The sequence below is a fragment of the Moorena sp. SIO3B2 genome (assembly GCF_010692525.1).
Classification (GTDB): domain Bacteria; phylum Cyanobacteriota; class Cyanobacteriia; order Cyanobacteriales; family Coleofasciculaceae; genus Moorena; species Moorena producens.
This window is the reverse complement of sequence record NZ_JAAHHE010000001.1, coordinates 31955-48332: the sequence shown is the minus strand read 5'-3', so window position 1 is coordinate 48332 and position 16378 is coordinate 31955. Positions and strand designations below refer to the sequence as shown.

The following is a 16378-nucleotide window of genomic DNA, read 5'->3' as shown; positions in this document are numbered from 1 at the left end:
TAAGAAATATAGCAAAATTAAAGTATGACAGTAAGATGATGGATGATTTAGAAGACCTTAACGATAATCAAGACATAGCAATTATAGGAATATCTGGACGTTATTCAGGAGCTGATGATATTGAACAGTTTTGGCAGAATGTTCGGGATGGAGTTGAATCAATATGTCTTTTTTCAGAACAAGAATTGCTCAACTCTGGGATCGAACAAGAGTTACTGAATAACTCTAACTACGTCAGGACTGGTAGTTTGATCTCAAACATAGATATGTTTGATGCTAGTTTCTTTGGCTATACTCCTAAACAAGCTGAAGAGATAGACCCGCAACAAAGGCTATTCCTCGAATGTGCTTGGGAAGTAATAGAGAGGGGTGGTTATAACCCGGATACCTATCAAGGTTCTATCGGGGTTTATGCTGGCATTACCATGAGCAGCTATTTCTGGAACAACGTTAATCCTTGTTTTGACTTTTCTTACCTCAATAGTAGTTCTTTTCAACAATTGCTGGCTAATGACAAAGATTACTTAGCAACTCGTGTTGCTTACAACCTGAATCTAACTGGACCGGCTATCACCGTTCAAACTGCTTGTTCCACTTCATTAGTAGCTGTTCATCTAGCTTGCCAAAGTTTGCTCAATGGGGAATGCGACATGGCTCTTGCTGGTGGTGTAACCATCCGTGTGCCTCAAGAAGTGGGATATTTGTATCAAGACGGGATGATTCTCTCCCCAGATGGTCATTGCCGAGCCTTTGATGCCAAAGCTGAGGGTACAAGGTATGGTAATGGTCTCGGAGTTGTACTACTCAAGGGACTCGAAGATGCTATTGCAGACAAAGATTATATCTATGCAGTAATTAAGGGTTCAGCCATTAATAACGATGGCTCTTTGAAAGTCGGCTACACCGCACCTAGTGTAGTAGGTCAAGCAGCGGTTATTTCAGAAGCTCAGGCTGTGGCTGGTGTGGAAGCAGAGACGATCACATATGTAGAAGCTCATGGCACAGGGACAAAACTCGGAGATCCGATTGAAATTGAAGCTCTGACCAAGGTTTTTCAGCAGAGCACCCAAAAACAAGGCTTTTGTGCTATTGGTTCAGTAAAAACTAATGTTGGGCATTTAGACGCAGCAGCAGGAGTAACGGGACTGATTAAAGCTACTTTGGCTCTCAATCACAAATTAATTCCCCCTAGCCTGAACTTTGAACAACCCAATCCCAAAATTGATTTTGTAAATAGTCCCTTTTTCGTCAATACAAAATTGTCAGAATGGAAAAGCAATGGCACGCCTCGCAGAGCTGGAGTTAGTTCTTTTGCCGTGGGAGGAACTAACGCCCATGTCATTCTCGAAGAAGCCCCAAAACAATTTAAAAACCAAGATATATATCAGCGTCCCTTACATTTATTAACCCTTTCAGCTCAAACTAAAGAAGCACTCGAAGAATTGGTTAGTCGTTATCAAAATTATCTAGAAACTAACCGAAAAATAGAACTAGCAGATATTTGTTATACAGCCAATAGTGGACGATTCCACTTCAACCATCGCCTTGCTATTATTGCCGCTGATCGACAACAATTAGCAACAAAACTCAGTAACCGAAGTGCTGGGGAAGAAGTAGTTGGGGTGTTTCAAAAAGAATTTTGTACCAGCAGTAATGTTCCTCAAGTAGCTTTCCTGTTCACTGGTCAAGGTTCCCAATATCTGAATATGGGACGGCAACTATACGAAACTCAGCCAACTTTTCGTCAAGCTTTGGAGGAATGTGACGAAATTCTGAGTTCGCTACTAGATCAATCTCTTTTAGCCGTTCTATATCATCAAACAACGGATGAGTCTGGTTCATCGCTACTAGACCAAACAGCTTATACTCAACCCGCCCTATTTGCTATCGAATATGCCCTCTTCAAGCTCTGGCAATCCTGGGGCATTGAACCAAATGTGGTCATGGGTCACAGTGTAGGTGAATATGTCGCAGCAACGGTAGCAGGGGTTTTCAGTTTAGAAGATGGTTTGAGATTAATTGCCAAGCGAGGGCAGTTGATGCAACAATTGCCATCTGTCGGTGAGATGGTATCGGTCATGGCATCAGAGTCGAAGGTGCAAGCAGTGATCGCAAACTACACGGAGAAATTGGGGTTAGCTCAGTCTAATGTGGGTATTGCAGCCATCAACGGACCAGAAAGTGTTGTGATTTCTGGAGCGAGTGCTGCGGTTAAAGCAATTAGTAGCAGCCTGGAATTGGAGGGAGTGAAAATCAAACTACTACAGGTATCTCACGCCTTCCATTCACCTTTAATGAGACCAATCTTGGCAGAGTTTGAAGCAGTAGCTCAACAAGTGAACTACCACCAACCTCAAATTCCACTCATATCTAATGTCACAGGAGAACAAGCTACCTGTGACATTAGTACACCGGACTACTGGGTGAATCATATCTGCCAACCAGTGCGGTTTGTCCAAAGTATGGAAACCTTGTACCAAGAAGGCTATGAAGTTTTCTTAGAAATTGGACCAAAACCAATTTTGTTAGGTATGGGAAGGCAGTGTTTACCAGAAGAGGTAGGTGTCTGGTTGCCTTCTCTGCGACTAGGGATGGAAGACTGGCAACAGATGCTTTTCAGTTTAGGACAATTGTATCTACAGGGAGCTGAAGTGGATTGGTTGGGAGTCGATCAAGATTATGGCTTTCAGAAAGTAGTATTGCCAACCTATCCATTCCAAAGACAACGTTATTGGATTGAACGGAGTCAAGGCAGAGGTGAAGACAAAGCCAAGCAAAATTTATCTGTTTCAACCTCATCTCCTGTAACTGAGCTATTAGATCGAGGAGACTATAAGCAGTTGACAGCAATGTTAACAGGAAACGGCTCCTTGACAGCAGTTGAAGTCGTGCAGCAACTGATTCACCACCATCAACAATCACTGGCACAAGCAGCTCTCAAGGATTGTTTGTACCATATAGAGTGGCAGCTCAAGCCTTCAACTCTAGCTCCAGAAACCCCTTCCCAGAATGGTCAATGGCTGATTATCGGAGGTGAGGCAACTGTGGCACAGAAGTTAGCAGAGCAGCTTGAGCAAAAACAGCAGAGTTGCTATGTTGTCAAGCAATTTCCTCAAGACTATTCACAACTGTTGCAGCAGGTTCAACAAGAAACTGAGCTGCCCTTGGTAGGGATTGTGTATTTGACCAGTGAGGAAGTCCCTTCTCAGATAAATACGACTTCTTCTCAAAGCTTGCTGGGACTACTACAAACCTTACTGCAAGACGACTCTTCAACTCCTGTAAAAGTTTGGGTAGTTACAGCAGGAGCAGTAGCTAAGGGAGAGCATCCTATCTCTGTAGCTCAGACTCCTCTATGGGGTATGGGAAAGGTTGTGTCACTCGAACACCCTGAGTTGTGGGGAGGATTAATTGACCTAGAACCAGGTAAAACTGCTGAAAATCACATGGAATGCCTTTTAAGGGAGCTGCTCAACCGTGATGCGGAAGACCAGGTAGTCTACCGTGGGGGTGAACGTTATGTACCCAGATTAGTGCGCAGTTCAGTTCCTACCTCGAAAATATTCAAAGTAGAGCCGACAGGAAGCTATCTGATCACAGGTGGATTGGGATACTTGGGATTGAAAGTAGCCGATTGGCTGGTTAAACAGGGTGTCCGCCATCTGATCCTACTTAGTCGTAGTGGTCTGACAAAGGAAACTCAACCCGCTGTGGAAGCACTGCAACAGACTGGGACTAATGTCAAAGTCCTGGCAGTCGATGTGGCTGATCTAACCGATATGGAACGAGTCTGGAAGCAGCTTGAAGCTGAGGAGAAACCTCTCAAAGGGATTATTCATGCGGCAGGAGTAGGAAGATTAGATACTCTCGAAGAGTTAACACCGGAAAAATGGGAGGCAGTGCTGCGTCCTAAAGTACAGGGTGGATGGAATCTACATCAACTATCTCGGAATGAGAATCTGGATTTCTTTGTCTGTTTCTCATCCATTGCCTCAGTTTGGGGCTCCCGAGGTCAGACCCATTATGCCGCAGCTAATCAGTTCCTAGATGGGTTGGTGCACTATCGTCATTCTTTAGACTTACCAGGATTAGCAATCAATTGGGGAGCCTGGGCAGGGGGTGGCATGACCACAAATGAGGCTCAGAGATGGCTAGCTCAAATTGGAGTAGAAGCACTCTCACCGGAGTTAGCTATTTCTGCATTGGAGCACCTAATATCTGCTAACCAAGTTCAGGTGACGGTGAGTCGCAATAACTGGCATCGCTTCAAGACGATGTATGCCGTTAAACGTCCGCGTCCACTCTTAGATCTCATAGCTGTTCTTCCTGAAGATATTGAAGATAAGACCAATCCAGCTCCTGGTTTGCTACAAAGGTTGGAAGCTGTAACCGAAACTCAGAGAAGGGAACTGCTGCGACAAGCACTACAAGAGGAAGTCGCTCGAGTTTTAGGTTTACCCATCACAAACAAACCAGGTTCAGAAGTAGGATTTTTTGAGATGGGCATGGACTCGCTGACCGCTGTAGACTTAAGGGATAGACTGAGCAAGCTTTTGGGAGTAAATTTATCTTCAACTTTGACCTTTGATTTTCCCAATATTGAAAAGTTGGAGAAATATCTAATCAACCAGCACCTTGTCAAAGTTGGTCTTTTTCGGACTGAGATTGATCAAGATCAACAAGAAGACGATTCACTGGAAGCTAAACTTCTAGACGAGATTAAGCAATCATCCAATCAAGAGCTTGAAAGCTCAATTGATCAAATATTGGAATCGATAATCAATTAAACAAAGTTATGTTGAATAAATTTACTAAAAAAGAGCAAATATTGAGTGAAAAACAGCAAATTAAGCAACTGTCTCCTTTGCAGCGAGCTGCATTAGCTCTGAAAAAATTAGAGACTAAGCTGAATAATACTTTGCACGAACCAATTGCCATCATTGGCATGAGTTGTCGGTTTCCTGGTGGAGCCTCTAGTCCAGAGAAATTCTGGCAGTTGTTGCAAGGGGGGAGCAGTGCGCGATCGCAAATCCCAAGAGAGAGATGGAATATTGAAGCCTATTACGACCCTGACCCAGATGCTCCGGGTAAGATGCTCACATGTCACGGCCACTTTGTGGACAATGTTGACCAATTCGATCCAGAATTTTTCGGCATTTCCCCTCGTGAAGCAACGGCAATGGATCCCCAACACCGCCTACTGCTGGAGGTGAGTTGGGAGGCATTAGAGCAAGGTGGGCAAGTGTTAGAGCGCTTGGAGGAAGCTGCTGTTGGGGTCTTTATCGGCAATGATGGTCGTGACTACGAACAATTGCTCCAGCAGCATTTGCAACAGGAGCCAGAGAGTCCATTAGTCACCTATGCAGGAACAGGTAATGCTTTATCCAATGCAGCTGGTCGTTTAGCTTACACCTTTGGTTTTACCGGACCTACAGTCACAATTGACACCGCTTGCTCCTCATCTCTGGTAGCCATTCATCAAGCCTGTAATAGTTTACGACTCGGAGAATGCCAGATGGCTCTGGCGGGAGGAGTGAAATTACATTTAACCCCAAACTCCTATATTGATGCCTCCAAAGCTAGAATGATTTGCGCCGATGGTCAGTGTAAGACTTTTGATATTTCAGCAGATGGTTTTGGACGGGGTGAGGGCTGTGGTATGGTGCTGCTCAAACGTCTGAGTGATGCACAGGCTGATGGAGACCAGATTGTAGCAGTGATTCGGGGTAGTGCAGTCAATCAGGATGGACCGAGCAGTGGGTTAACAGTGCCCAATGGGCAGTCGCAACAAAGATTAATCAAGCAAGCTCTAGCTCAAGCACAGGTTAAGCCTTCTGAGATTAGTTATTTGGAAGCTCATGGAACTGGGACTTCCTTGGGAGACCCTATAGAGGTAAATGCAGTGGTGGCAGTGCTGGGAGAGGATCGCACTCCAGAATATCCGTTGTGGATGGCTTCGGTAAAGACAAACATTGGTCATTTAGAAGCAGCTGCGGGAGTATCTGGACTAATTAAGGTGGTGTTATCGCTACAGCATCGACTCCTGCCAGCCCATCTAAACTTGCACCAACCTAATCCCAAGATTGACTGGCAGCCTTGGCTACAAGTACCAAAGCAACTGACGCCATGGGAAGTATCAGGTCATCGGTTGGCAGGGGTAAGTTCCTTTGGATTCACTGGGACGAACGCCCATGTGGTAATAGAGGAAGCACCATCTTCACAAAAAAGTCCTCAGGTAGAGAGGGAAAGACCATGGAATATATTGGCGTTATCTGCCAAAAACCAAGAGGCATTGCTGCAACTAGTCCAAAGCTATAGTCAGCATCTGGAGAGAGCTCCAGAGCAAGAGCTGGTAGATATATGCTTCACTGCTAACACTGGAAGGTTGTCATACATTCATCGCTTGAGTTTGGTAGCGGCCACAAAAGCTGAACTGCAAGAGAGACTGAAGGCTTTCGGCACAGAGGAAGAGGTTACCGGGCTCGTGAGTGGGGTCGTCAGTGGCGGTGAGTCCCCCAAAGTGGCAATGTTATTCACGGGTCAGGGTTCTCAGTATGTGGGTATGGGTAGACAGCTTTATGAGACTCAGCCGACTTTCAGAAAAGCTCTAGAACAATGTGCGGAAATTTTGCAACCCTACCTGGACAGGCATTTACTGGAAGTTCTCTATTCATTGGAAGCAGAGGAGTCTGTCCTGGAACAGACTGCTTATACCCAACCTGCTTTGTTTGCCCTAGAATACGCCTTATTCCAACTCTGGCAATCCTGGGGCATTAAACCAGATGTAGTCATGGGTCACAGTGTCGGAGAATATGTAGCAGCAACTGTAGCAGGAGTTTGGAGTTTAGAAGATGGCTTGAAACTAATTGCAGCCAGGGGAAGGTTGATGCAACAGTTGCCCTCTGGTGGTGAAATGTTTTCAGTCATGGCTTCAGAGTCTAAAGTTCGAGAAACATTGAAAGAAATGGCTCTTGGTGAGCAAGTGGCTATTGCAGCAATCAATGGGCCCCAAAGTATAGTAATTTCTGGAGAGTCAGAAGCAGTAAGAGCGATCGCTACTAACCTAGAATCGGAGACAATCAAAACCAAGCAACTACAAGTATCCCATGCTTTCCATTCACCATTAATGGAACCGATGTTGGTCGAGTGGGAAGCTCTAGCCAATCAAATCGCCTACAATCAACCAAAAATTCCAATCATATCTAACGTTACAGGAACAACAGCAGATAGTAGCATTACTACCGCCCAATATTGGGTAAATCATGTACGTCAACCGGTAAGGTTTGCCCAAAGTATGGAAGCTTTAGACAAACTTGGCTCTGAAGTATTCCTAGAAGTCGGACCGAAACCAATACTATTAGGCATGGGAAGGCAATGTCTACCAGAAGGGGTCGGTGTGTGGTTGCCATCATTGCGTCCGGGAGTAGATGCATGGCAACAAATGCTCTTGAGCTTAGGACAGTTATATGTACAGGGAGTCAAAGTAGATTGGTTAGGATTTGACCGAGATTATGCTCGTCAGAAAGTCACGTTACCCACTTATCCTTTCCAGCGAGAACGCTACTGGGTGGAAGCTCCCAAGACTGTCGTTCTATCAGGTCAACAGGTACACCGATTGTTGGGCAACAAGCTGGAGTTAGCATCGACGGGACAGACAATCTACCACCAAGACATAAACTTGAACAATCATCCGTGGATTGGTGATCACCGTGTCTATGACACCCCAGTGATTCCGGGTGTGAGCTACATAGCTATGACCCTAGCCGCAGTTGGAGTACCAGCAGCAGTTGAGGATATTAACTTCCAGCAACCACTCTTCCTTGCCGAGTCCAACACCACACGGGAAACACAGTTAATGCTTCATACGGCTGACAATGTTGGTAAACAATTTGTAGAAGTCTTCAGTCGGGATGGTGCTAAGCAGGAGGAATGGCAACAGCATGCAAGTATGAGCGTTTCAGAGAATCCGCCACCACCTCCTACTCTGAGTGTAGATATCCCGGCCCTATGTGAGCAGTTGCGACCACTGGACACCGATACCCTCACTGAAATCTATGCCAGTATCTCCCTGGTTTACGGTCCAATGTTGCAGGCTGTCCGACAGGCGTGGATAGGTGAGGAGACTAGCCTGCTCGAAATTGAAGTCCCAAAGGCACTGGCATTCCAGTTGGCTGGGGAACCTATCCATCCGGTGCTGATTGATGCTTGCACACGCCTAACGCCAGATCTATTCGATTTCAGCTCTGACTCAGGTGTGTTTTGGGCACCTTGGCGGGTCAAAGAGATGACGCTTTCGCATCCAACACCGAGCCGCTTCTATGCTTATGTGGAGGAACCATCCCGCGTCAACGAGCAGTTGCAGACGCGCTCTTATGACATCCAGTTGCTGGATGAAACAGGTCAGGCGTTCGGTCGCATTAACGGTTTCACGGTCAAGCGAGCCCCAAGTCAGCTATTTCTGAAGAGTTTACAGCCAGATGTGAGTAATTGGCTTTATCAGCTACAGTGGCAACCCTCAGAGGTTAAGGAAACAGTACCCTTGGCTACATCGCGTATGTGGTTGTTGTTTGTACCTGAGGGAGTTTGGGCAGAACAATTGACAAGCTCTTTGGCTCAACTTGATCAGCAGTATGTAGTAGTCTCACCAGGAGACGATTTTCGGTATCTGAGCGAGTATCACTACCAAGTGTGTCCTACCCAAAAGGAATCTTTCCAACAATTGTTGCAGAAGATAGTTGAGAAAGGGGTTACTCTGCAAGGTGTGGTTCACTTGTGGAGTCTGCTCAGTGACTCACAACAGTTGAACCAAGCTCAAGAACTTGTCTGTGGAAGTACACTACACTTAATCCAAGCTCTAGGCGAAGTGTTTGATTCTCAAGTACCCCCTCTGTGGTTGGTAACTCAGGGAGCTCAATGTATAGCAGCTCAAACTACCATACATGTGCAGCAATCCCCTTTGTGGGGTCTGGGTCGGGTGATTGCGTTGGAGCATCCCGAGTTTAAATGCCACCGTGTAGACTTGGATCCGGACAATGCCAGCATTGCTGAGGGAGTAGAAATGCTACTGCAAGAGTTGTTGGCTCCTGATGCTGAAGACCAAGTAGCCTATCGACAAGGAGAACGCCATGTAGCTAGACTGGAACGTTTTGTGCCCCAATCTTCAGGCGAATACCCTCAGCAACTCCGGCTGAGAGCTTACGGCACTTTAGACAATCTTGTACTTCAACCTCAGCAGCGCCGACAGCCTGAAAGGGGAGAAGTGGAGATTCAAGTTAGGGCAGTTGGTCTCAACTTCCGCGATGTTCTCACTGCTTTAGGCATGATGCAGGAATATACTCAACATCTATTTGACAGTGCCGAGCAGGTAGTCTTTGGTGGGGAATGTGCTGGTGTGGTGGTAGCTGTAGGCTCTGATGTTGAGCATTTACAAGTAGGTGATGAGGTTGTGTTGGCTTTAGCCATAGGGTGCCTGGCCCACTATATGACAATTCCAGCTGATTTAGCACTACCTAAGCCCCAACACCTAAGTTTTGAAGCAGCAGCCACTTTGCCTACAGCTTTTATCACAGCTCACTACGGATTGAACTATTTAGCCAACCTACAACCGGGAGAACGAGTGTTGATTCATTCCGCTGCAGGGGGAGTTGGACAGGCTGCGGTTCAGTTGGTTCAAAACAGGGGAGCCGAAGTCTTTGCGACAGCCAGTCCTCCCAAATGGAAGTTTTTGCAGCAGCAGGGAGTAGAGCAAATCATGAATTCCCGGACTCTGGAATTTGCTGAGCAAGTACAAGCAGCTACTGAGGATATGGGAGTGGATGTGGTGCTCAACAGCTTCAATGAAGAGTACATTCCCCAGAGCTTTCAAGCCTTAGCTCATGGAGGTCGATTTATTGAAATCGGTAAAATTAATATTTGGTCACAGAGCAAAGCACAAGAATACCGTCCGGATGTCAAGTATGAGGTTTTTGACCTGGTGGAGATGGTGCGAGAGCAGCCTGAGCTAGTAGCGCAGCTCTGGAGCGAACTAGGCACAGAGTTGAAGACGGGGAAATTGCAACCTCTGCCGCATCAAGTGTTTGAGTTAGGACAGGTGCACGAAGCTTTCCGATATCTTCAACAAGCAAAGCATATAGGGAAGGTTGTGGTTGCTATTCCCCCATTGAGAGAACAAAAGAAAGAGATACAAGCACAGGGTAGCTATTTAGTGACAGGAGGATTAGGCGCTTTGGGATTAGAGGTCTCAAAGTGGCTAGTGGATAAGGGAGCTCGTCACTTGGTATTGATGGGACGCCGTTCTCCTTCAGCTGAAGCACAAATAAAGATCGCACAGTTGGAGGATATGGGGGTAAAGGTGAGCGTTCAGCTTGCTGATGTTTCTTGCTCCCAGCAAGTATCTCAGATGATGGAGAGAATTGAAAGGGAGTTGCCTAGCTTGCGAGGAGTGATTCATGCCGCCGGGGTTTTGGATGACGGGGTACTGCAAAATATGAGTTGGCAGCAGTTCGTAAAAGTAATGCTTCCCAAAGTACAGGGTACTTGGCATTTGCATCAACTGACCAAAGATCTACCCTTAGATTTCTTTGTTTGTTTTTCCTCCATGTCTTCTCTGCTGGGAAATCTTGGTCAAGGAAATTATGCCGCAGCTAATGAGTTTATGGATGCAGTAGCTCATTATCGTCGCAGTATGGGGTTGCCAGGATTGAGTATCAATTGGGGAGCCTGGGCATCATCAGGGATGGCAGCTAGTTTAGCAGGTCAGCATCAGCAAAGGCTGGAAACCATTGGTATCCGTGCCATAGAACCTCAGCAAGGAATGCAGGCATTGGGGTCATTGTTATCACAGACTCCCAGCCAAGTTGGGGTTTTGCCCATTAATTGGTCAAAGTTTGTCAGTACACTACCAGGTGGGCAAAAGATGCCATTCTTGGAGGCATTGATTTCTACTGAGCCATCATTAACCCAAAAGTCAGCATTTAGAGAACAACTAGAAGCAGCAGCTGTTTCAGAGCGTCAAGAGTTATTAACAAATCACATTCGCTCAGCGATCGCCAAAGCATTAGGTTGGAGGGATGGACAAAAAATAGGAATGCGTCAACCTTTGTTTGACTTAGGATTAGATTCTCTGATGGCAGTGGAATTGAAAAATCGCTTGGAGTCAAGTTTAGAAACTAACTTAAGTTCAACACTGTTATTTGATTATCCTACGGTAGAGGCTTTGGTAGAGTATTTAGCAAACGATGTCATCCCAATAGAATTCTCTTCCAACCTAGATGAAATAGAAAATTTAGAACAAGAGGAAATAGATAACACATTTCGTTTTCAGGAAATGTCTGAAGATGAAATGGCCAATATACTGGCTAGAAAATTAGAATCTCTGGAGGGTAAAAAAAGCTAATGAAAAAAAGTCAAAGTAGCCGAACCATAGACTATAAAGCATTAATGGAAAATGCTTTTCTCCAGATAGAAACTTTGCAGTCTAAGTTAGAAGCTTTTGAAAATCAAGAAAAAGAACCCATAGCGATAATTGGCATGGGCTGTCGCTTCCCTGGTGGAGTAGATTCTCCTGAAGCCTTTTGGCAGTTACTCAATGATGGAGTAGATGCGATCGCCGAAGTACCTAAAAATAGATGGAACATTGATGAGTATTATGACCCAGACCCAGATGCTCCCGGCAAAATTGCTACCCGCGACGGTGGTTTTCTCTCCGAAATAGATCGCTTTGATGCCCCATTTTTCGGGATTTCTCCCCGAGAAGCTCACAGCTTAGACCCCCAACAACGCTTGTTGCTCGAAGTGAGTTGGGAAGCTATCGAAAGGGCTAACATTGTCCCGGACAAATTGTTTAATAGTCTCACAGGAGTTTTTATTGGCATCGGTAGTAACGACTACTTAAATAAGCTGGCAACCTCTGAAATACCAGAAGCTTATTGGGGTACAGGTAATGTACCGAGTGCCGCTACAGGTCGTTTATCATACATCTTGGGACTTACTGGACCGAATCTGGCAGTAGATACTGCTTGCTCTTCCTCTTTGGTATCAGTGCATCTGGCTTGTCAGAGTTTGCGACAGCGAGAATGCAATCTAGCTCTAGCAGGAGGTGTGAATCTAATTCTATCTCCCAAGTTTAGTATTGTTTTCTCTCAGGCCAAAATGTTATCTCCCGATGGTAGGTGCAAGACCTTTGATGCTTCTGCCAATGGTTATGTGCGTGGTGAAGGATGCGGAGTGATTGTTTTGAAACGACTTTCCGACGCACTAGCTAATGGAGATAATGTTCTAGCAGTAATTCGCGGCACGGCAGTCAATCAAGATGGACCGAGTGGTGGTTTAACAGTACCTAACGGACCATCTCAAGAAGTTGTGATTCGCCAAGCCTTGGCCAATGGGGGTGTGGAGCCAGCCAGTGTCAGTTATATTGAAGCTCATGGTACCGGAACTTCCCTGGGAGACCCCATTGAAGTCGGAGCGTTGGGAAAGGTATTTGGCAAAAACCACTCTATTGAACAGCCTGTGATCATTGGTTCCGCTAAAACTAATATTGGTCACTTAGAAGTAGCAGCAGGAATTGCAGGTTTGATGAAGGTAGTTCTACAACTGCAACATGAACAAATAGCACCATCACTGCATTTTAATCAGCCTAACTCTTATATTAATTGGTCACAATTACCTCTACAAGTTCCGACTAAACCGACCCCTTGGCAAACCAATGGGAAAAGTCATATCGCGGGAGTAAGTTCCTTTGGTTTTAGTGGGACTAATGCCCATGTGATCCTAGAAGAATCACCAATAGAAGGCAATAGACAAAATCCCCAAGAAGGGAAGACAACAGGCAACAGTGAAGATTACTTGGAACGCTCAGTTCATCTGTTAACACTCTCAGCCAAAACCCAAACTGCTCTTAGTGATTTACTCAGTAATTCTCAAAATTATCTAAAAACTTATCCCAAACTAGAAATAGCCGATATCTGTTATACAGCCAACACAGGACGTACCCACTTCAACCACAGACTAGCAGTTGTTGCCTCTAACCGACAAAAATTAGTGGACAAACTCCGACAGCACCAACAGGAAGAAGAGGTAACCGGAATTTTTTCAGGGGAACTGCCCAACAACAACACAACACCCAAAATCGCCTTTCTATTCACAGGGCAAGGCTCACAATATGTGAACATGGGCAGGCAGTTGTATCAAGAATCACCAACTTTCCGTGAAACGATTAACCAATGTGAGGACATTCTCAGTAACCTAGAAACGTTTCAGGAAAAGTCACTACGAGAAATACTCTATCCAACAGATGACTCATCAGATTCCTCCCTACTAGCTCAAACAGCCTATACTCAACCTGCTTTATTTGCCATAGAATATGCCCTATTTAAACTCTGGCAATCGTGGGGGATTAAACCAGATGTCGTTATGGGTCATAGTGTAGGAGAATATGTAGCGGCAACTGTAGCAGGAGTATGGAGTTTAGAAGCTGGTTTGAGGCTAATTGCCGCTAGAGGCTCTTTGATGCAGAAATTACCTGCTGGTGGCGAGATGATTTCAATTATGGCATCAGAGTTGAAAGTTCTAGAGACTTTGAAAGGGATGTCCCTAGGAGAAAAAGTAGCCATAGCAGCCATCAATGGACCCGAAAGCACAGTAATTTCTGGCGAAGCCGAAGCAGTAAGAGCGATCGCAACTAATTTTGAATCCGTTGGCATCAAAACCAAACAACTACAAGTGTCTCACGCTTTCCATTCTCCTCTGATGGAACCGATGCTAGCAGAATTTGAAGCAGTAGCCAAAGAAATGAGCTATAGTCAGCCTCAGATACCTCTAATATCAAATATTACTGGTCAACAGGTGAATTTGGAAATTACCACTGCCGAATATTGGGTAAATCATGTGTGCCAACCAGTGCGGTTTGCCCAGAGTATGAAAACTCTGCATCAGGAAGGATATGAGTTATTCCTAGAAATCGGACCTAAACCAATATTATTAGGAATGGGGCGTCAATGTTTACCAGAAGAAGTGGGTGTCTGGTTACCATCATTGCGTCCGGGAGTAGAAGAATGGCAACAGATGCTCTCTAGTTTGGGACAGTTATATGTACAGGGAGCCAAAGTAGATTGGTCAGGATTTGACCAAGACTATAACCGTGATAAAGTAATATTGCCAACATATCCCTTCCAACGACAACACTACTGGGTAGAAACAAAAGATAATGGATATCAAAGCAATGCTTCTTTTGCAGAGAAAGATACTAATACTGAGATCGTCAACCTCCTCAGTAAAGGAGAAATTGACACCTTAGCACAACAACTGGAAAAAGCAGCAAACTTTTCACCAGAACAGCTTAAACTTTTACCGAAAATCTTAGAACTACTAACTAAGCAACATCAGCAACAATTAGCAGCAGCAAGGATTAAAGATTGGTTCTATCAACTTCAGTGGCAACCTTTACCTGAAATTTACCTAAAAAACGGCATTCAAGTGAGTCATTGGTTGATTTTTGCCGACAATACGGGGGTAGCAGAGAAATTAGCCCAAAAATTACAACAGCAAGGACATAAATGTAGCTTAGTTTATCGAGCAGATAAATATCAACAACTAGCAACAGGAAGATATCAACTCAATCCCTCTGCTCCTGAAGAATTTGGACAACTTTATGAAGCCATTATAGAAACCAGTCAACTGCCCTTATCAAGGGTAATCCATTTGTGGAGCTTAGATGCTCCAGTTACGGAACATTTAACCCTAAACACCTTAGAGCAGACTCAACTGTGGGGGTGTGCTAGTGTATTGCACCTGCTACAAAGTGTGCTCAAAACTACCAATGTTCCTCAATTATGGCTAGTCACCAGGGGCGCTCAGTCAGTATTATCGAACATGGAAAAACTAACAGTAGCTGCCTCACCCTTGTGGGGATTAGGTAGAGTCGTGTCTCTAGAACATCCGCAGCTTTGGGGGGGATTGGTAGATTTAGACCCGCAAACATCAGAAGAGGATGTAGAAAAGCTGTTGCAATTACTAGTAAACAACTCAGAAGAAGACTATCTAGCTTTACGAGAAGGAAAAACCTATGTAGCCCGTTTGGTTCAGCAATCTCTTCAGGCATCTGTTGAAGCACTATCCTTAGCATCTGATGCCACTTACTTAATTACAGGAGGACTCGGAGCTTTAGGGTTACATACAGCACAATGGCTAGTAGAAAAGGGCGCTCGACATCTGGTGTTGACTGGACGTAGTGCTCCATCAGAAAAAGTACAAGAAATCATAGAAAAGTTAGAACAAGCAGGAGCTAAAGTTAAGGTTTTGTTAGGAGATATTTCTCTTGAACAAGATGTTGCCCAAATTATTGAACAGATTCAGACATCTTTACCTATACTAAAAGGTATTATTCATGCCGCCGGAATACTTGATGACGCAACCCTGCAACAGATGAGTTGGGAGAATTTTGCCAAAGTAATGGCACCAAAGGTAGGAGGAACTTGGCATTTACATCAATTTACCCAAGAGCTACCGTTAGATTTCTTTGTCTGCTTCTCTTCAATAGCTTCCTTAATCGGTTCACCAGGTCAAGGAAATTATGCTGCTGCCAATGCCTTTATGGATGCTTTGGCTAACTATCGTCGAAGTAGAGGATTGTCTGGATTAACTATTAACTGGGGTCCTTGGGCGTCTGGAGGAATGGCGAATAATTTAGCGGCTCAGCATCAAAATCGCATCCATACCAGTGGAGTTAATGATATTGCCCCCGAACAAGGAATGTCTGCCTTGGAGCAACTGTTAGCCAATCAAACTCTAACTGGACAAATTGGTGTAATATATGTAGAGTGGTCATTATTGGCACAACAGTGGAGTAATCTAAATAAAAGTTCATTACTACAGGAACTATTACACCAAGATGAATTACAGCAACAAGATATTCTGAAGCAGAAGCTAGAACGAGAAATTTTAGATCAATTAGATAAGGCATCAGCAGGCGAACGTAAGGAAATTCTAAAGGAACACATTCGAGGGCAAGTAGCCAAGGTATTAGGCTTAAGTTCATCTCAATTACCAGAAATCAATTTGGGCTTTATGGAAATGGGGATGGACTCTTTGACAACAGTGGAATTAAAGAATCGATTACAAGCTCAACTAGGGATTACCTTACCTGGGACAGTAGCTATGGAATATCCCACAATTGACAAACTATCTCGGTATATATTTGAAGAAGTCATGGGATGGAAATCAGTAGCAGATTCCGAGAGTAATTTACCTGAACGAAAAGAGGTAGATGTAGATGAGCAGATTTTGCCAGTTATCGAAGATATCTCAGAAGAGGAATTTGAAGCACTAGCAGCTCAACAATTAGAAAAAATTAAGAGTATGCTTTGATAAACTTCTGAAA

At 44.7% G+C, this 16378-nt stretch carries 3 protein-coding genes; all 3 read left to right on the top strand.

Annotation, left to right across the window (positions count from 1 at the left end):
* Positions 1–35 precede the first annotated feature (35 nt).
* The 3 genes from F6K38_RS00050 to F6K38_RS00040 are packed head-to-tail and all read left to right on the top strand — an operon-like array spanning position 36 to position 16365.
* Positions 36–4787: a type I polyketide synthase gene (locus F6K38_RS00050; protein WP_008191801.1), complete on the top strand. Its 4752-nt coding sequence runs from the start codon at positions 36–38 to the stop codon at positions 4785–4787.
* A gap of 8 nt (positions 4788–4795) precedes the next feature.
* Positions 4796–11395: a type I polyketide synthase gene (locus tag F6K38_RS00045; RefSeq protein WP_008191799.1), complete on the top strand. Its 6600-nt coding sequence runs from the start codon at positions 4796–4798 to the stop codon at positions 11393–11395.
* Positions 11395–16365: a type I polyketide synthase gene (locus tag F6K38_RS00040; RefSeq protein ID WP_008191797.1), complete on the top strand. Its 4971-nt coding sequence runs from the start codon at positions 11395–11397 to the stop codon at positions 16363–16365. Before F6K38_RS00045 ends, F6K38_RS00040 begins: the two co-directional genes overlap by 1 nt.
* The last annotated feature ends 13 nt before the right edge of the window (positions 16366–16378 follow it).

Excerpts from the sequence above, each read along its gene's own strand:
- F6K38_RS00045 (WP_008191799.1), top strand. The coding sequence starts at position 4,796 with ATGTTGAATAAATTTACTAAAAAAGAGCAAATATTGAGTGAAAAACAG.
- F6K38_RS00040 (WP_008191797.1), top strand. The coding sequence starts at position 11,395 with ATGAAAAAAAGTCAAAGTAGCCGAACCATAGACTATAAAGCATTAATG.
- F6K38_RS00050 (WP_008191801.1), top strand. The coding sequence starts at position 36 with ATGATGGATGATTTAGAAGACCTTAACGATAATCAAGACATAGCAATT.